The sequence below is a fragment of the Pseudoduganella aquatica genome, from assembly GCF_020865585.1.
Lineage (GTDB): Bacteria > Pseudomonadota > Gammaproteobacteria > Burkholderiales > Burkholderiaceae_D > Rugamonas > Rugamonas aquatica_A.
The window spans coordinates 6,363,769-6,379,125 of record NZ_CP086370.1 but is presented as its reverse complement, the minus strand read 5'-3'; the positions used below and the strand labels follow the sequence as shown (position 1 = coordinate 6,379,125).

At 60.8% G+C, this 15,357-nt stretch carries 16 protein-coding genes, 1 tRNA gene and 1 pseudogene; 4 read left to right on the top strand and 14 right to left on the bottom strand.

The window, feature by feature from the left end; translation table 11 throughout:
* Positions 1 to 10: 10 nt before the first annotated feature.
* Positions 11 to 568, bottom strand: a complete 558-nt coding sequence (locus tag KT882_RS28440) for a hypothetical protein (RefSeq protein WP_228893883.1) — start codon at positions 566 to 568, stop codon at positions 11 to 13.
* 183 nt (positions 569 to 751) lie between these two features.
* Here KT882_RS28440 and KT882_RS30950 point away from each other — a divergent pair.
* Positions 752 to 852: pseudogene (locus tag KT882_RS30950) on the top strand (IS5/IS1182 family transposase); the annotation flags it as partial.
* A 271-nt stretch (positions 853 to 1,123) separates the two neighbouring features.
* On the opposite strand, the gene KT882_RS28435 reads toward KT882_RS30950, so the two are convergent.
* The 5 genes from KT882_RS28435 to KT882_RS28415 form a co-directional block, all read right to left on the bottom strand.
* Positions 1,124 to 1,600: a hypothetical protein gene (locus KT882_RS28435; RefSeq protein WP_228893882.1), complete on the bottom strand. Its 477-nt coding sequence runs from the start codon at positions 1,598 to 1,600 to the stop codon at positions 1,124 to 1,126.
* A 209-nt stretch (positions 1,601 to 1,809) separates the two neighbouring features.
* Complete coding sequence (locus tag KT882_RS28430) at positions 1,810 to 2,232, bottom strand: M23 family metallopeptidase (RefSeq protein ID WP_228893881.1); 423 nt, start codon at positions 2,230 to 2,232, stop codon at positions 1,810 to 1,812.
* A gap of 104 nt (positions 2,233 to 2,336) precedes the next feature.
* Complete coding sequence (locus KT882_RS28425; RefSeq protein WP_228893880.1) at positions 2,337 to 2,702, bottom strand: hypothetical protein; 366 nt, start codon at positions 2,700 to 2,702, stop codon at positions 2,337 to 2,339.
* 131 nt (positions 2,703 to 2,833) lie between these two features.
* Positions 2,834 to 3,109 (bottom strand): hypothetical protein, encoded by a 276-nt coding sequence (locus KT882_RS28420; protein WP_161072861.1) that lies wholly within the window; start codon positions 3,107 to 3,109, stop codon positions 2,834 to 2,836.
* 869 nt (positions 3,110 to 3,978) lie between these two features.
* Positions 3,979 to 4,063 (bottom strand) — tRNA-Leu (locus KT882_RS28415).
* A 123-nt stretch (positions 4,064 to 4,186) separates the two neighbouring features.
* On the opposite strand from KT882_RS28415, the gene KT882_RS28410 reads away from it, so the two are divergent.
* Positions 4,187 to 6,148, top strand: a complete 1,962-nt coding sequence (locus KT882_RS28410) for an APC family permease (RefSeq protein ID WP_161072860.1) — start codon at positions 4,187 to 4,189, stop codon at positions 6,146 to 6,148.
* Here the strand turns inward: KT882_RS28410 and KT882_RS28405 are convergent.
* Positions 6,145 to 6,615: a GNAT family N-acetyltransferase gene (locus KT882_RS28405; RefSeq protein ID WP_161072859.1), complete on the bottom strand. Its 471-nt coding sequence runs from the start codon at positions 6,613 to 6,615 to the stop codon at positions 6,145 to 6,147. The two genes, KT882_RS28410 and KT882_RS28405, sit on opposite strands and share 4 nt — an antisense overlap.
* 179 nt (positions 6,616 to 6,794) lie before the next feature.
* Between KT882_RS28405 and KT882_RS28400 the strand changes: the two genes are divergently transcribed.
* Positions 6,795 to 7,202 (top strand): hypothetical protein, encoded by a 408-nt coding sequence (locus tag KT882_RS28400; protein ID WP_161072858.1) that lies wholly within the window; start codon positions 6,795 to 6,797, stop codon positions 7,200 to 7,202.
* A gap of 136 nt (positions 7,203 to 7,338) precedes the next feature.
* Complete coding sequence (locus KT882_RS28395) at positions 7,339 to 7,728, top strand: hypothetical protein (RefSeq protein WP_161072857.1); 390 nt, start codon at positions 7,339 to 7,341, stop codon at positions 7,726 to 7,728.
* A gap of 10 nt (positions 7,729 to 7,738) precedes the next feature.
* Here the strand turns inward: KT882_RS28395 and KT882_RS28390 are convergent, their stop codons facing one another.
* The 7 genes from KT882_RS28390 to KT882_RS28360 all read right to left on the bottom strand — a co-directional run bounded on the left by KT882_RS28390 (position 7,739) and on the right by KT882_RS28360 (position 15,349).
* Complete coding sequence (locus KT882_RS28390) at positions 7,739 to 9,649, bottom strand: AAA family ATPase (protein WP_228893879.1); 1,911 nt, start codon at positions 9,647 to 9,649, stop codon at positions 7,739 to 7,741.
* Positions 9,650 to 9,839: 190 nt separating this feature from the next.
* Positions 9,840 to 10,583 (bottom strand): substrate-binding periplasmic protein, encoded by a 744-nt coding sequence (locus KT882_RS28385; protein WP_228893878.1) that lies wholly within the window; start codon positions 10,581 to 10,583, stop codon positions 9,840 to 9,842.
* Between the two features lie 51 nt (positions 10,584 to 10,634).
* The gene (locus KT882_RS28380) at positions 10,635 to 12,350 is read right to left on the bottom strand and encodes an ArnT family glycosyltransferase (protein ID WP_228893877.1); all 1,716 of its coding nucleotides are present in this window, start codon (positions 12,348 to 12,350) and stop codon (positions 10,635 to 10,637) included.
* Between the two features lie 78 nt (positions 12,351 to 12,428).
* Positions 12,429 to 12,698 carry a type B 50S ribosomal protein L31 gene (locus tag KT882_RS28375; RefSeq protein WP_161072854.1) on the bottom strand — a complete coding sequence of 90 codons (270 nt, stop codon included), beginning with the start codon at positions 12,696 to 12,698 and terminating at the stop codon, positions 12,429 to 12,431.
* A gap of 251 nt (positions 12,699 to 12,949) precedes the next feature.
* Positions 12,950 to 14,212, bottom strand: coding sequence for a transcription termination factor Rho (gene rho, locus KT882_RS28370; protein ID WP_057153038.1), 1,263 nt, complete (start codon positions 14,210 to 14,212; stop codon positions 12,950 to 12,952).
* Between the two features lie 133 nt (positions 14,213 to 14,345).
* Entirely contained in the window at positions 14,346 to 14,672 is a 327-nt protein-coding gene (gene trxA, locus KT882_RS28365) for a thioredoxin TrxA (protein WP_161072853.1), read from the bottom strand.
* 230 nt (positions 14,673 to 14,902) lie between these two features.
* Positions 14,903 to 15,349, bottom strand: coding sequence for a response regulator (locus KT882_RS28360; protein WP_228893876.1), 447 nt, complete (start codon positions 15,347 to 15,349; stop codon positions 14,903 to 14,905).
* Between the last annotated feature and the right edge of the window lie 8 nt (positions 15,350 to 15,357).

The window sequence follows — 15,357 nt, the reverse complement described above, 5'->3', positions numbered from 1 at the left end:
GATGGCCTGCTCAGCGTGCGTTGCGGATCCAGGTGCCGCCCAGCAGCAGTCCACCGCCGGCAGCCGCTGCCATCGCCAGGTCGTACCACGGCCCGAGACAGAAGTAGGCGGCAAGGCTGGCCGCCATGACGGCAGCGCCGAGCACGGTCCAGCGCAGTCCCGCCCACAGGCCGTACAGCATGTAGCCGGTCATCGCCATGCAGGTCCACAGCACCTCGATGGCGCGGCCGTGCGGTCCGATCAGCAGGGAGGCGAGCATGCCGAACAACAGCAGAATGAGTGCCGCACACAGCAGGCGGCGATCAGTGTGCTTGCTGCTGGCGGCGTCCCGGCTGCGCAGGCGCAGCCATATGGTGGCAGCGAAGCCCACGGCATCGCACACCAGCCAGATGCTGCCGCTGCGGGCAGGCAGGAAGAATGTGGCCAGATGGGCGGCCATCCATACCAAGCCCCACATCTGGATGATACGCCCCTGCCGCCAATAGCCGAGAAAGCGTCCGCTACGTTGTTGTGTCTGCTCGACTTCCGCGAGCATCGCCTGAGCCAGTTGCTGGTCCATGATGTCCATAAAATACTCTGTAGTGCAGAGTACTTTATGGATTAATTGCAGAGATGTCAATCCAGATAACAAAAACCACTCTGTCTGTGCGACAAGCGGATTCTGAGTGGGAATGCTGTGGTGAGCTGTGCGGTAATGATGCCCGGGGCGGAATCGATTCCTAGCCCTATCTCGCATGGATACTTTTTAGAAGTTCTGCCTGCGCTGCTCGGCCAGATCCCGGCCGACGTGCGGATCAATATCGTTAGCGGCGACGGCGCGTACGGCCCGAAGCCTGTCACGTAGCCATTGCCGCTCTCTCACAGCGATCCCACTGCGAGAGGGCGCTGCGACATAGCGCTGTGCTGTAGCCACTGCGCAGGCGCTCGACTTGCGTATTCGCGTGGGTGTGCTCAATCGCATGAGTGCGCTGGCTTGCCCTCGGTCCGTCCGTGTCGCCTAAACTGCGCATGCTTGGCGGATATCAGGATACCATTGGATGAGCCGCCTCGGCAGGCTTGCGGAGGCGGTATTTCAGCAGATTGCTAGCGGTAAGAATTAGGAATTGGCCCAAAACTAGAAAAATTACTGAATATCTTGGATTACCCCTTTATTTGTACCTACTAGCATAATTTCTTCAGGAGGATTAACTATAACAAGTCGGGGGTCGATAGGAGTAGGGGAAAGATATTCTTTTCCCATGTTGGCATCCAAAATTACTCCAAGTCCGCCAAGCGAATTTGAACGGCCATCAGCTGAAAAGTAAGTATGGAAGGGGGGAGCCGACATTTCGACATTATTCATGTTTGCATAAACACTTTGTCCTTTTTGTGACAGAGAAGTGTCGCTGCCAGTGCCTGTCACACTAACACCATTCGCCATTTCAACATAATTGGCATTTCCGGCAAAAACAACATTTGCGCCGTCAAAAGCGTAAATATCGTTGCCCGAACCGATAATCGTGACGTAGCTATTCGGCGTTAATGCGACTATAGCGTCATTCGAATTTATTTGAGCACCGTAGCCTGCTGCATAAATGCTAATAAGATTGTCCGCGCGCACTAGGCTCTCAACGTGATAAGTAGCGGTCTCTGTAATATAGTTGGCAAGAATAAACTCGCTACCGCCAGTCGCGATGTCGGCGCCACCCTCAAATCCTGCCCTGGCATGGCTTTTCCGGCATCGTAAGCTTTTCCAGTCGATCCGCCCCAATTGTTAAAAGTGTTTGGATCGTAACGAATAGACTGGTTTGTCGAAATGACTCCTATTGGTCATCCGGATGCATGAGATATTGTTGCATTAGCATTTAATACTTCAAAGTGTAGATGCGCTCCGGTGCTGCGTCCAGTATTACCTACCTCACCAATTACCTCACCCCGTCCCACCCAAGAATCTAAAGCAGGCATGGAATTGCCGTTCTGATGCGCGTAGAGCGTGTAAAACGTGCTTCCATCGCCGCCTGTCGACTTGATTACCACTGTATTTCCATACCCACCAGCGTTGTAGCCTGAATAAACCACCGTACCTGTGGCTGCTGCAGAAATAAGTGTACCGGCAGGGGCGGCATAATCTTGTCCGGGATGGTATTCCACTCGACTTGACTGGAATGGGTCAGTGCGAGTGCCATAGCCAGATGTCGGGCGAAATTGACCGCCTGGGCCGTAAGAGGTATCAGTTGGGTTCGATAGTGGCATAAATTAGTCCAGGTAGTGTGAGGAAATTGTAACTTCTTGAACTTCGTTATTAAGAAATTTAATATTTATATCATTAGTGTCACACCCGTCGTTAATCTCATCTTTTACGTCAAAGCTGTTCTTGAGTAAAATTTTGAGAAAAATATCTTTTTTTGTATTTTTTTTTCGAAATAATTCTTTGAATATTTTGCTGATATAATCACTGGACCTTTTTCTTTCCTTATAAATCTAACTCGAATGGCTGCCGTGTTATACGAGATTGCGTTGTTGGTAATAGATTTTTCTTGTAAGTCTATTTCGTTTTTTTTCTGATCTATCAATTCAGAAGTCGTCTCATACAGGCGGGCGTAGATAAAGTTGCACATTGCTGTGCGCTGTGCTATCTGTCCATCATCATTTCTGACAGGGGCCGCAAATGCAGGGTTCAAGAAATTGATCGCAGAAATCCAAATAGCTATTTCTTTCTTCATTTTATTTCCTTTTATTTTAAGAGCGAGATTCTCATTGCTGCCAATTGAGCAACGTTATCACGGGAATTATGTTGCAATTCTATCAAAAATTCACTTTTTTCAAATATTTCTCAATACCATTTAGCTAGTTATTAACTTCCTAAGGTGAAGTTACATGCCAATATGCCTGCACTCAAGCGGCCTGAAAAGCGGGCTACTTTTGCAGGTGGGTTTTGCAAGCTGCGCAAGGCACTGATGGCCAAGCGTTTCATGTTGGCCTTGTCGATCACCAGTTTACGTGACACCTTGCCTTCCACGTGCGCCCAGATATGTCGTGTGGGTTCAGATGAGGCGAGTATTCCGCCAGGAAGGTAAGCGTCGCGCCAGCGCTGTCTTGAGCGGTTTGGAAATTTGATCGATGCTGGCATCCCCCTGCTGGTGGGGGCGTCAAATCGGGGAGCTGCTAGCAAGTTGTAGTTTTAAGGCAAGAATTCATCAACTCGGTGGACGGGGATCGGCGATAAGCGTCAGCAGGTGACGCTAGGCTTCGTGGTCGATAGCGTTCAGCTTGGCCCTGCCGATCAACGAGTCGATCGCAGTAGCGCAGCAGTGCCGGCCACAGTTTGAGCGCGTAGAGGACTGTTGACGCAGTGTCGGGCTTGCGTGACAAGGTATCGCGCGTATACGGTTAAGCTCATTGACCAACCGCGCGCTTGACACGTTCTATGGCCTCGCCGAGTGGGCTGAATAAAGGCTTTAATGGTCTCCAATGATGGAAGACTTTCCTCATCGGACTTGCCGGGCAATTCGACTTTTCCGTTTATAAACCATCGCCGAAAAAATTTCGACGGATGGATTAGTCCTGCACCTCAGAAGGGGGGGGCTTGCCTTTGGCCTCCCTCAGGGGGAGGCCACCTTAATCTGATTGTGGCTCTGGTAGGCGAGCACTGCAATATATGTGTGCAGCCCCAGCTGCCTTATGACCAATCCAGTATCGATGCGACTCACTTACTGAGTATGCCCAGCAGTATGGGCCTGATTGCCGATGGTACCGCCGTTGTAGCTTACGTGGCCCGTTGACGGCATGCCTTAATCCGTTTCTTTCTTCAGCCACGTATCTGACCTTCCATGATAGCGTCACGCTTGCTGCCGTTCGGGAAGTGGAACAGGTACGAGATGACGGTATTTCGACGCAATGGGATGGTATAGAGTGATGCAGTGCAAGAAACAAAAAACCCGCACTGCCTGGAAGACATGCGGGTTCTGAGTGTGGGTGCTGCGGTGAGCTATGCGGTAATGGTGCCCCGGGCCGGAATCGAACCGGCACGAATTTCTTCGGCAGATTTTGAGTCTGCTGTGTCTACCAGTTCCACCACCAGGGCGGCACGGTACGCGCAAGGCATGCATTATAGTCCAGCCCCGCTGAAATTGTAAGCCTGCGCATGGTCCGGCTGTGTCATCATTCTGGCTACCGATGCAAACCGCCCCCAGCGGGCGCCAAAGGCATGAAAAACAAGAAGATACGCGAACTTATCCTCGGCAAGGCGCTCGACCCGATGCGCAGCGAGACCCGCCACTCGATGGCGCTGGTGGCCTTCCTGGCATGGGTGGGGCTGGGGGCCGACGGCCTGTCCTCGTCCGCCTACGGTCCGGAAGAGACCTTCCGCGCGCTGGGCGCGCACACCCACCTCGGCCTGTATATGGCCGTCGCCACCGCCATCACCGTCTTCATTATCGCGCTGGCCTACAACCAGGTGATCGAACTGTTCCCGACCGGGGGCGGCGGCTACCGCGTGGCCACCAAGCTGGTGGGGCCCTACATGGGCCTCATTTCCGGCTGCGCGCTGGTGCTCGACTATGTGCTCACCATCGCCATCTCCATCGCCTCCGGCGTGGACGCGCTGGCGTCCTTCCTGCCGCTCGGCTTCCAGCCCTACAAGCTGTGGGCCGAGGTGTTCTTCATCGGCCTGCTGATCGTGATGAATCTGCGCGGCCTCAAGGAAGCGATCCAGATCCTGCTGCCCATCTTTGTCGGCTTCGTTATCACCCATTTGATACTGATCGTGTACGGCGTCTACGCGCACGCGGAAAACCTGCCCGGCCTGGTGCCCAGCACGCTGAACGAAACCGTCAGCCTGGCGCAGGGAATAGGCTGGACCGGCGTGGCCGGCATGCTGCTGCTGGCCTACTCGCAGGGCGGGGGCACCTATACCGGGCTGGAGGCGGTGTCCAACAACGTCAATCTGTTGGCCGAGCCGCGCGTGCGCACCGGCAAAATGACCATGCTCTACATGGCGCTTTCGCTGGCGGTGACGGCGGGCGGCATCATCATGCTCTACCTGCTGTGGGACGCGCAGCCGGTCGCGGGCGAAACGCTGAACGCGTCCACCTTCAAGAGCATCATCAACCACATGGGGCTGGGCGGGCCGATGCTGAACCAGCTGCTGCTGGCGGTGGTGCTGGCCTTCGAGGCGGGGCTGCTGTTCGTGGCGGCCAACACCGGCTTCCTGGGCGGCCCGTCGGTGCTGGCCAATATGGCGGCCGACTCCTGGGTGCCGCACAAATTCCGCTACCTGTCGACCCGGCTGGTGACGCAGAACGGCATCCTGGTGATGGGCCTGGCCGCGCTGGCCGTCCTGTGGTGGACCGGCGGCAGCGTCACCCTGCTGGTGGTGCTGTATTCCATCTCCGTGTTCCTGACCTTTGCCATTTCCCTGTTCGGCCTGTGCCTGTACTGGGTGCGCAACCGCAAGAAGAACCGGCGCTGGTTCGGGCGCTTCCTGCTGTCGCTGGTCGGCTTCACGATCTGCGCGGGCATCCTGGCGCTGCTGCTGATCGAGCGCTTTGCCGAAGGCGGGTGGGCGACGGCGCTGATCATCGGCGCCATCGCCGCCATGTGCGTGGTGGTGCGCAACCATTACCGTGAAACCAAGCGCGCCATCCATTCGGTGGACGAGGTGTTCGCCAGCCAGCCTTTCGGCAGCAACACAGAAGCGGTGGAGCCGGACCCGCAGGACCAGACGGCGGTTTTCATCGTCGGCAATTCGCGCGGCGGCGGCTTGCACGCGCTGCTGTGGGTGCAGCGCATGTTCCCGGGCCACTTCAAGAATTTCCTGTTCATCAATGCGCGCACGGTCGACTCGCACGCCTACGGCGGCGAAGGCGCGCTGGAGCAGATGCGCAGCGACGCGGAAACCACGCTGGAATACTTCGTGGACTTCTGCCACAGCCACGGCATGGCGTCCTCGTCCTATCTCGGCTTCGGCACCGAGGCGGTGGAAGAGGTGACGCGCATGTGCGAAGAAATCAGCAATGAATTCCCGAACGCGATCTTCTTTACCAGCAAGCTCATTTTCTCCTCCGACAACTGGTTCACCCGCGCCCTGCACAACCAGGCCTCCCTCGCCATCCAGCGCCGCCTGCACCTGGAGGGCTTGCAAATGGTGATTTTGCCGATGAAGGTCTAGAAGCCGGGCATCAGCTTGCGCATAGTGGCGTTGGAGAGCAGTTCGCCGCGGGTGGCGATTTCGTTGCGGGTTTCAATCGTGAAGCCGTGGCGGGCGAAGAAGGGCTCGGCGGTCAGGCTGACGTCGGAGCGCAGCACGGCGATGCGGCGCTCGGCCGCCAGCCCGAACAGGTGCCGCAGCAGCGCCTGGCCGATGCCGCGCCCTGCGTACGGCGGGGCCACGAAGAACATGTCTATATAACCGGACGGCTGCAGGTCGGCGAAGGCGGCCAGCGCGCCGTCCAGCTCCACCACCCAGCTCTGGTTGGCGCGCATGCGCTGTTCCCACAATGCGGCATCGTACTGCTCCGGCGCCCACGCGCGCAGCTGCTCGGCCGTGTAGTGGCGGCTGGCGAGGCCGTGCACGGAGGCGTGGAAGATGGCGCGCAGCTGGGCTTCTTCGCCGCGCCGGTAAGGTCGGATCTGCATGCGCTTATCTTACTCCGCCGCTTCACCGCCTGTCCGTGCGGACTGCAGTTCGCCCCCGCAAATCCACCGTTTGTCGCGCGCCGGCTGCGGCGCGAAATCCGCTTTGCTATTGTGAACCTGTCCCCGCTAAAACGAGAACAGCGGTGACCACCAGGTCAACCAGCATACGGAGAAGCATCATGAAAAAAGCATTCGTCGCAATGGCAGCAGCTGCCGCCCTTTCCATCTTCGCCAGCGGCGCCATCGCCGGCCCGCAGGTCGTTGGCGACAACGCCGACAGCGTGCAGATCAAGCGCAGCGGCTACAAGCTGGCGCCTGCCGAGTTTAACGAGTACGCCAATCTGTTTGTGCTCGACAGCGGCAGCAAGATCAAATTCTCCAGCACCGTGAATCGCTACTACGCCGAAGTGCCGGGCGAGTCGCGCACCGAGATGTATCCGCAGGCGCCGGGCGTGTTCAAGACCGCCGCCGGCACCCGCATCGAGTTCCGCGAAGGCGGCGACGTGGTTGCCATCGACAACCTGGAACGCCTGCCGATGGCGCACAAAATGCCCGCCACCGGTGTGACGGTACTCGCCCGCCGTTAAAGCGCGCCTTTACCTAAGGGCTATCAGCTGGTGTGCAGGGATAGAAATAATCAGTGCAATTGCAAGTTACGCTCTGCCGCATGACTGCTAGTATGGAGTGATGCGGCAGCGGCCTATCCGCTGATTGGAGTGCACCATGAGAGTCTATTTTGGCGCCGCCGTTTGCGCGGCCCTGTGGCTGGGCATGCCCGGCGCTTATGCTGATCCGCAGGCGGACAGCGTCCAGATCAAGGCGCCGCAGACCATGCGGCTGGCGCCCGGCGAGTTCGATGAGTACGCGTCTTCCTACCTGTTGAGCAACGGCCAGCGCATCGCGTTCTCGCAGCGCGGGCAGCGCTATTTCGTGCGCCTGGATGGCGAGCCGAGGATGGAAATACTGCCGCGCGCGCAGGGGGTATTCACCACCTTCTCCGGCGCGCGCATGGAGTTCGGCGATCGGGGCAACGCCATCACGATACGCAATTACGAGCGGCTCGTGACCAGCGTTGCGCTGCCGGCCGATACGGTGATGATGGCGTCGCGCTAGCGTTGCCGGCTTACGCTGCGCGCTGCAGCGGCGCCGTGTCCAGCCGCTCTTCCAGCAGCGCGAAGATGTCGTCCTTCGACAGCACGTAGCGTTCCAGCAGCTCGTCCTTGATGGATTCCATGGCGGCGCGGTAGTCGCCGATGGCGCCCAGCGTGTAGCTGTAGAGCTGGTCGGCTTTCGCTTCCACCTGCACCAGCGTGTGCTCGCCGCCTTCGCGCTTGAACTGGCTGTAGTCCAGCTTGGAGCGCGTGTACATCGACAGCTGGTTGACCATGGTGTCGAGCAGGCGCGTGGCTTTCTGGATGTCGTTCTGGCTGCCGACGGAGATGCCGCGCGCGCCGTAGAACAGCTCTTCCGCCGCCACGCCGCCGTACAGCTGGATCACGTCCTGTTCCAGTTCTTCCAGCGTGCGCAGCGCCATGTCGTCGCCGGCCGACAGCACATAGCCCAGCGCGCCCAGCTTGGACACCGACTCGGTGCTGATCTTGAGCAGGTGCGATTTTTCCTTCACCTCGTGCAGCGGCAGGCCCTGGCGCAAATAGGGGTCGATCTGCATGAAGAAGTGGCCCAGCTCGTGCAAGGCGATGCGCTCGCGCTGGCGGGTTTTCTCGGCCGTGGTGGCGCGGTCGGTCAGACCTATGGTGGCGCGCTCGAAGGCGCGGAACATCAGGTCCGTGTCGATGATCTTGCCTTCCTGGATGGCGATCATGCTGGCGCGTTCCACCACCGTTTCCAGCAGCGCCGGGCTGAGGTTGGCGGTGATCTCGGCCACCTGGTCCAGGTCCAGCTTGTGCCAGTCCACGCAGCCTTCCTGCTTGCGTTTGAGGAAGGACTCGAGCAGCTGCGCGCGCTCGTTCTTGTTCGGCAGGCGGAAGTTGATCTTCACCGAGAAGCGGCGCAGCATGGCCTCGTCCATCTGCGAGCTGCTGTCGTCGAAGTTGGAGGCCACCACCCAGATCACGTGCGCGCCTTCTTCCTTCTTCACGCCGTCCAGCAGGCCGAGCAGGGTGTTGGCGGTGTCGTCTTCCCATTTCTTTTCGCCGCGTCCGCGCGGCATGAACAGGGTCTGCGCTTCATCCAGGAAAATGATGCAGGAGCCGCGCGCGCAGGCTTTCTTGTACAGCGCGTTGAGCGCCTTGGAGCCGCCGCCGATATAGCCCGATTCCAGCGCCGAGCCGGAGGCCTGGATCAGCGGCATGTTGAGGCGCTTGGCCAGGTAGCCGGCCAGCTTGGTCTTGCCGGTGCCCGCCGGGCCGGTCAGCATCACGTTGAAAGGCTTGTCGATGTTGTGCGACTGGTAGACGCGGCGGTTGCGTATCATGTCCTCCAGGTGCAGCACTTCCTGCTTGATGTCGTCCATGCCGATCAGGTCGTCCAGGCTGCCCTTCAGCTGGTCCGGCGTGATCACGCTGGCGTTCATACCCATGCCGGGCAGGCCGAACTTCAGCCCCAGCAACAGCAGCAGCACCACGGTGATGTCGAAAGCGTGGCGCTGCAGGAAGTCGCGCGCGGGCGCGAGCGTGCCGCCGTCGTCCTGCAGCACCGCCTTGTGGCTGGCCAGCCAGTCCTCCTGCGCGATGCCGTAGGGAATGGCGTTGCGCAGCAGCACTTCGCGCTCCAGGCTCAGGTGGGAGGTGCTGGGCACTTTCACCACGTGCAGCTCGGGCGCGTCCTTGAACTTGTAGATGTAGCGCGGCGCTTCCGACAGCGGCTTGGCCACCAGCAGGTAGTCCAGGCGCGCGCGCTGGCCGGCCAGCGCGGTGATCTCGGCGATGTTCTGCGAACGCAGCACCGGAGCGCCGTCCTGCTCCACATTGCTGCGCCAGGCGGCGATGGCGATGGCCAGCACAATGACGGCCAGCAGGGCGACACGGACCCAGGTGTTCCTGAGCGCGAGCTGAAGCTTGTAGATGTTGAACATGGTGTTGGACTCTGCGGACTGCCGGCGGGCTGGGGCCGGGATGTCGTATGGGGCTGGGCGCAGGGTGGGGCGGAACCAGCATTGCTAGCCAGCACTATAGCGTGCCCTGCCTGTTTTGTGTGCAGTTTGCGCGAGAAAAAACTCTGCCCGGCGACATGTGGACAGCTTGATAATGCCTTGATTACAAGGACTATTTTTGTTTTTCCAACTGGGTGTACTTGCGTTCCAGGCGGATGAAGGTGCCGTCGCGGCGCATGCTGTCCAGGGCCGCATTCATCTTGTCGGCCAGCGCGTCTGGCAGGGCCGGGTTGCAGGCCAGGTAGACTTTCACCTTGTGGAAGCTGAGCAGCGGGGCCAGTTCGCCGCGTTCGATGGCGGGGAATTGCGCCAGCACATTGCTGCCGGCGCGCATGCCGATGGCCCACAGGTCTATGCGCCCGAGCAGCAGTTTCTTGGGGTTGGAGGCGTCGTTCTGCACCGGTTCCACGTTGAAGCCGCGCGCGCGCAGGAACTCGTCGCGCGCGTCGCCGTTGTAGGTGCCGATGCGCAGCGGGCGGGCGTCCTCCAGCGTGCGCAGCGGGAAGCTGTGGTCGGTGCGGCCGATGAACACCCATTCGGCCTCGTCGGTCGGGCCTATCCATTTGAATTGCTGCTCGCGCTCGGGCGTGCGGGAGGTGGAGTAGACGCAGGTGTTGGGCTGGCGCTGCGCCATGGTGTAGGCGCGCTTCCAGGGCAGGATGTCGATCTGGTAAGGCACGCCGGCGCGGGCCAGCAGCTCGCGCACTTTGTCCGTTTCGCGGCCGGTGACCAGCTCGCCTTCCTTCCAGCTGGCGGGCGGGCTATGCTCGCCGGCAATGAACAGCGTTTCCGGCGGGCCTGCATAAGCCTGCGCCGCGCTGAAGAACATTGCCAGTAAAGTAATTCTCATTGCCATGAAGACTCTCGTGATTGAGCACAGCATAGCATGCTGCCCGCGCGCAATCCCTTACTGCACGCGGCGGTACAGCCTGAACCGCTCCTGGCGGTCGGAGGCGCGGCGGCCGTCCCAGATCTGCTCCCAGTGCGGCGCGCGGTACTGCGGCGCCAGCTCCTGGCTGTCCTCGATACGGATGTTGTCTTGCAGCAACAACAATGGGCAATCCACGCCCGGCTTGCCGAACGGCAGCTTGCCGAAGTAGACGAAGGCGGCGCGCTGGGCCGGGGCCACATTGGTTTCCACGCAGCCGACGCCGGCCGGCAGCGCGGCGGCGGCCTGGCGCGCCACGGTGGCGTAGCTCTTGCTGTAGTTGGCGGCCGGCAGGAACAAGGTCATGGCCAGCACCCAGACCAGGATCAGGCCGCCGGACGACAGCACCACGGCGCGCCACAGCACGGCGGGCTGGCGCGACAGGCGCCAGTGCACCAGCAGGAACCAGCCCACGGTGGCGCAGAAGGCCACCAGCACGGCCGGCGTGTGGAATTCGGGCGTGAAGCCGGGCACCAGCTTGAGCGCGTTGTGGGCCGCCTTCGCGGGCCAGCCGGTCAGCATGGCGCTCCAGAACACCCACAGGATGGCGGCGCACAGCGTCAGCACCATGACGGAGAACCAGTCGATGGCGTTGATGGCGCCGCGCTTCATGGTCAGCAGGCCGAAGGCGGCCATGATGGCCAGCGGCGGCAGCAGCAGCAGCAGCTGGCCTTGCTCGGGCGCGGGGTGGAACAGGGCCAGCAGCGCGGCCATGCTGGCGAAGGTGACCGGCACCACGATGTGCAGCACGCGGGTCTGGCGGCGCCAGGCGTACACGGCCCAGGCGGCGAAGGGCCAGGCCGGCCAGAAGAACCACACGCCCACGCGCAGGAAATAGGCCAGCGACTGCAGCGACGGCAGGCTGATCTGCGCGTAGTTCCATTGCATCCAGGCGGCCAGCTGCGCGCTGCCGTGGCTGAGCACGGCGGGCAGCAGCCACGGCAGGGTGGCCAGCGCGCCCACGGCGGCGGCCACGGCCAGGTCGCGCAGGGTGCGGCGGGCCGGCATGGCCAGGAATTGCGCGCACAGGAACAGGGCCAGCAGCAGGAAAGCCGGGGCCAGCCAGCCGCGCGCCAGCACCATCAGGCCGAGCGCCAGGCCGATCAGGGCGGCGTTGCGCAGCGAAGGCAGTTCCATGTAGCGCACCGAGCGGTACAGCAGCAGCGACAGCAGGGCCACCTGCAGCGGTTCGGCGGTGGTGACGTGGCTCTGCACCAGCAGGCCCAGGCAGCCCAGGTAGATCAGGCTGGCCGCGTCGGCCAGGGTGCGGCCGAAGTCGTCCGGCGCCGGCTGGCCGCCGAAGGCCAGTTTCAGGGGCTGGGCGTCCTGGCGGCGGCCCAGCGCGAAGGTGACGTACCACAGCGACAGCACGCCCAGCAGGAAGACGAAGATGGTGGACACGCGCGCGGCCAGCACGTCGCCGAGCAGCCAGCTGAACAGCTTGATGCAGGCGGCGCCCAGCCAGAACGCCAGCGGGCCTTCGTCGGGCATGGGCAGGCCGGCGATATTGGGCCACAGCCAGTCCTGCAGGCCGCCTTGCGCCATGGTCCACATGATGCCGAAGCTGGCCGCGTCGTCGCTCTTCCACGGCTCGCGCCCGATCAGTCCCGGCAGGATGTAGAGCAGGAACAGGGCGTAGATGGCCCAGCGGGGCAGGGCGAGCGTGGCGGCGGCGGGCAGACGGACAGGCTTCATCGGCAGGGGCGCAAAAAGGAATGAGTATGAATGAAAAAAAGGCAGCCGTAGCTGCCTTTTTTCGTGCATGGAGGCAGATTAGCCTGCTGCAATCGCGGTCTTGGAACCGACTTTGCCGAATTTCTGGCGGAATTTTTCCACGCGGCCGGCGGTGTCGACGATCTTGTGCTGGCCAGTGAAGAATGGGTGCGATTCCGAGGAAACCTCGATCTTCACCAGTGGGTATTCTTTGCCTTCGTGCGTGATGGTGTCACGGGTGCCGATGGTCGAACGGGTGATGAATTTGAAGTCGCACGACAGGTCGTGGAACACAACTTCGCGGTAGTCTGGATGGATTTCTGGTTTCATGTGCTTCTCTCTGTGGTTTGGTAGCCAAACAGCACTTCGTCGGTCGTCCAGCTTCTTGACCCGATTGCCGCTCACTTGCCGGTGGTTAAAAACAACCGTCGATTATACAGCGGATAAAAAAAAGCGGCAAGCCGGAGGGCTGTGCCACTTTTTGTCATGTGCCGTATTGGCGGGTTACGCGCTGCGCGCTAACCCGCCCTACGCATGGCGAGACCGTAGGGCGGGTTAGCGAAGCGTAACCCGCCATGGCCTTAGCCGCCGCGGCGCATCATGTCGAAGAATTCCAGATTGGTCTTCGTGGCCTTCATCTTGTCGAGGATGAACTCCATCGCTTCGATCTCGTCCATCGAGTACAGCAGCTTGCGCAGGATCCAGATCTTCTGCAGCTGGTCGGCCTTGATCAGCAGTTCCTCGCGGCGGGTGCCGGACTTGTTCAGATTGATCGCCGGGTAGACGCGCTTCTCGGCCAGGCGGCGCTCCAGGTGCACCTCCATATTGCCGGTACCCTTGAATTCCTCGTAGATCACGTCGTCCATGCGCGAGCCGGTTTCGATCAGCGCGGTGGCGATAATGGTCAGCGAGCCGCCTTCTTCGATGTTGCGTGCGGCACCGAAGAAACGCTTGGGACGCTGCAGCGCGTTGGCGTCCACACCGCCGGTCAGCACCTTGCCGGAGGCAGGGATCACGGTGTTGTAGGCGCGCGCCAGGCGGGTGATCGAGTCCAGCAGGATGACCACGTCTTTTTTCATCTCGACCAGGCGCTTGGCTTTTTCCAGCACCATCTCGGCAACCTGCACGTGGCGGGTGGCCGGTTCGTCGAAGGTGGAGGCCACGACTTCGCCGCGCACCGAGCGCTGCATCTCCGTCACTTCCTCTGGGCGTTCGTCGATCAGCAGCACGATCAGGGTCACGTCAGGGTGGTTGGCGGTGATGGCGTGCGCAATGTGCTGCAGCATGACCGATTTACCGGATTTCGGCGAAGCCACCAGCAGGCCGCGCTGGCCCTTGCCGATCGGCGAGATCAGGTCGACGATGCGGCCGGTGATGTTCTCGGCGCCGTTCATCTCGCGCTCCAGGCGCAGCGGCTCGTTCGGGTGCAGCGGCGTCAGGTTCTCAAACAGTATGCGGTGCTTCGAGGCTTCCGGCGATTCGCCGTTGACCTTGTCTACCTTGACCAGAGCGAAATAGCGCTCGCCGTCTTTGGGCGTGCGCACTTCGCCTTCGATCGAATCGCCGGTGTGCAGATTGAAGCGGCGGATTTGCGAAGGCGAGATATAGATGTCGTCGGTCGACGCCATGTAGGACGCGTCCGGCGAGCGCAGGAAGCCGAAGCCGTCCGGCAGCACTTCCAGTGCGCCGTCGCCGAAGATCTGCTCGCCGGATTTGGCGCGCTTCTTCAGGATGGCGAACATCAGTTCCTGCTTGCGCAGGCGGGCCGCGTTGTCGATGTCCAGGCCGATCGCCATCTCCAGCAGAGCGGAGACGTGTAAGGCCTTGAGTTCAGATAGATGCATATGTGTGAGTGTCCCGTGACGGGAAGAAAAAGGTAGGGGAGGGAACTGCGTGGGGTTGATCAAAGAGGGAACTGGTGTGGCCCATTTCCCGGCCAAGCAGGCGGTGCTGCGGGCGCAGCGCCGCCTATCTTACTTAAATATTGCTGTCGATGAAAGAGGTCAGCTGGCCTTTTGCCATCGCGCCGACTTTTTGCGCCGCTGGCACGCCGTTCTTGAACAGGATCAGCGTTGGAATGCCGCGGATGCCGAACTTGGCCGGAATGGCCTGGTTGGAGTCCACGTCCAGCTTGGCGATGGTCAGCTTGCCGTCGTATTCCTTGGCGACTTCTTCCAGGATGGGAGCGATGCTCTTGCAAGGACCGCACCATTCGGCCCAGAAATCGACCAGCACAGGGCGGTCGGATTTCAGCACGTCGGCTTCAAAGGATGCATCGGAAATGTGTTTGATATTTTCGCTCATGTTTTTCCCTCAATGGGAGCTAGGGGTTAGTTACGCCTGGATGATTAGCCATTGTCGCTGGATATCGTCTGGACGCTGCCGGCTTACAGGCCGCAGATGGAGACGTATTCCATGAATTCAACAGATGCCCTAAAAGATGGCAAGAGGATAACAGGCGGGAGATAGCTCAAATAATAACGCATTTTTGCCGCCTGTGCGGAAAATGCTGCTGTTGTTGCACCGCAACGCTTTTAAGGCGTCGGCGCGGACTGCCGGTGCGCGGCCGCCAGCGCCACCAGGCGGCCCAGTTCGGTCGCCGCCACCGGCTTGCTGCACGCGCCCAGGATGACCAGTCCCTGCGCCATGGCCAGGCGCTCGGCGGCGCGCAGCACGCCCGCGTCCATGCCCGACAGCAGCACCACCGCGCCCCGGTAGCGGGCCTCGGCCGCCAGGCGCAGGAATTCAATGCCGTCCATGTCCGGCATGGACAGGTCGCAGATCAGCAGGTCCGGCGGGGCCTGCGCCAGCAGCGCCAGCGCGGCCTTGGCGGAACTGGCGCCGGCCACATCGAAGCTGCCGAGTTCGTCGAGCATGTCTTCCAGCAGGGCCAGCATGAAGCTGTCGTCGTCCAGCAGCAGCACGCGCAGCGGGGTGGCTTGCGCGGAGTGGGATTCTTGGCTTGTTTCTTGACTGCTCATTGCGCGCT

What these genes read in the sequence shown, in the direction of transcription:
- KT882_RS28440 (WP_228893883.1), bottom strand. Translation starts at nt 568, where the DNA reads ATGGACATCATGGACCAGCAACTGGCTCAGGCGATGCTCGCGGAAGTC.
- KT882_RS28430 (WP_228893881.1), bottom strand. Translation starts at nt 2,232, where the DNA reads ATGCCACTATCGAACCCAACTGATACCTCTTACGGCCCAGGCGGTCAA.
- KT882_RS28425 (WP_228893880.1), bottom strand. Translation starts at nt 2,702, where the DNA reads ATGAAGAAAGAAATAGCTATTTGGATTTCTGCGATCAATTTCTTGAAC.
- KT882_RS28420 (WP_161072861.1), bottom strand. Translation starts at nt 3,109, where the DNA reads ATGCCAGCATCGATCAAATTTCCAAACCGCTCAAGACAGCGCTGGCGC.
- KT882_RS28410 (WP_161072860.1), top strand. Translation starts at nt 4,187, where the DNA reads ATGAAAAACAAGAAGATACGCGAACTTATCCTCGGCAAGGCGCTCGAC.
- KT882_RS28405 (WP_161072859.1), bottom strand. Translation starts at nt 6,615, where the DNA reads ATGCAGATCCGACCTTACCGGCGCGGCGAAGAAGCCCAGCTGCGCGCC.
- KT882_RS28400 (WP_161072858.1), top strand. Translation starts at nt 6,795, where the DNA reads ATGAAAAAAGCATTCGTCGCAATGGCAGCAGCTGCCGCCCTTTCCATC.
- KT882_RS28395 (WP_161072857.1), top strand. Translation starts at nt 7,339, where the DNA reads ATGAGAGTCTATTTTGGCGCCGCCGTTTGCGCGGCCCTGTGGCTGGGC.
- KT882_RS28390 (WP_228893879.1), bottom strand. Translation starts at nt 9,649, where the DNA reads ATGTTCAACATCTACAAGCTTCAGCTCGCGCTCAGGAACACCTGGGTC.
- KT882_RS28385 (WP_228893878.1), bottom strand. Translation starts at nt 10,583, where the DNA reads ATGGCAATGAGAATTACTTTACTGGCAATGTTCTTCAGCGCGGCGCAG.
- KT882_RS28380 (WP_228893877.1), bottom strand. Translation starts at nt 12,350, where the DNA reads ATGAAGCCTGTCCGTCTGCCCGCCGCCGCCACGCTCGCCCTGCCCCGC.
- KT882_RS28375 (WP_161072854.1), bottom strand. Translation starts at nt 12,698, where the DNA reads ATGAAACCAGAAATCCATCCAGACTACCGCGAAGTTGTGTTCCACGAC.
- rho (WP_057153038.1), bottom strand. Translation starts at nt 14,212, where the DNA reads ATGCATCTATCTGAACTCAAGGCCTTACACGTCTCCGCTCTGCTGGAG.
- trxA (WP_161072853.1), bottom strand. Translation starts at nt 14,672, where the DNA reads ATGAGCGAAAATATCAAACACATTTCCGATGCATCCTTTGAAGCCGAC.
- KT882_RS28360 (WP_228893876.1), bottom strand. Translation starts at nt 15,349, where the DNA reads ATGAGCAGTCAAGAAACAAGCCAAGAATCCCACTCCGCGCAAGCCACC.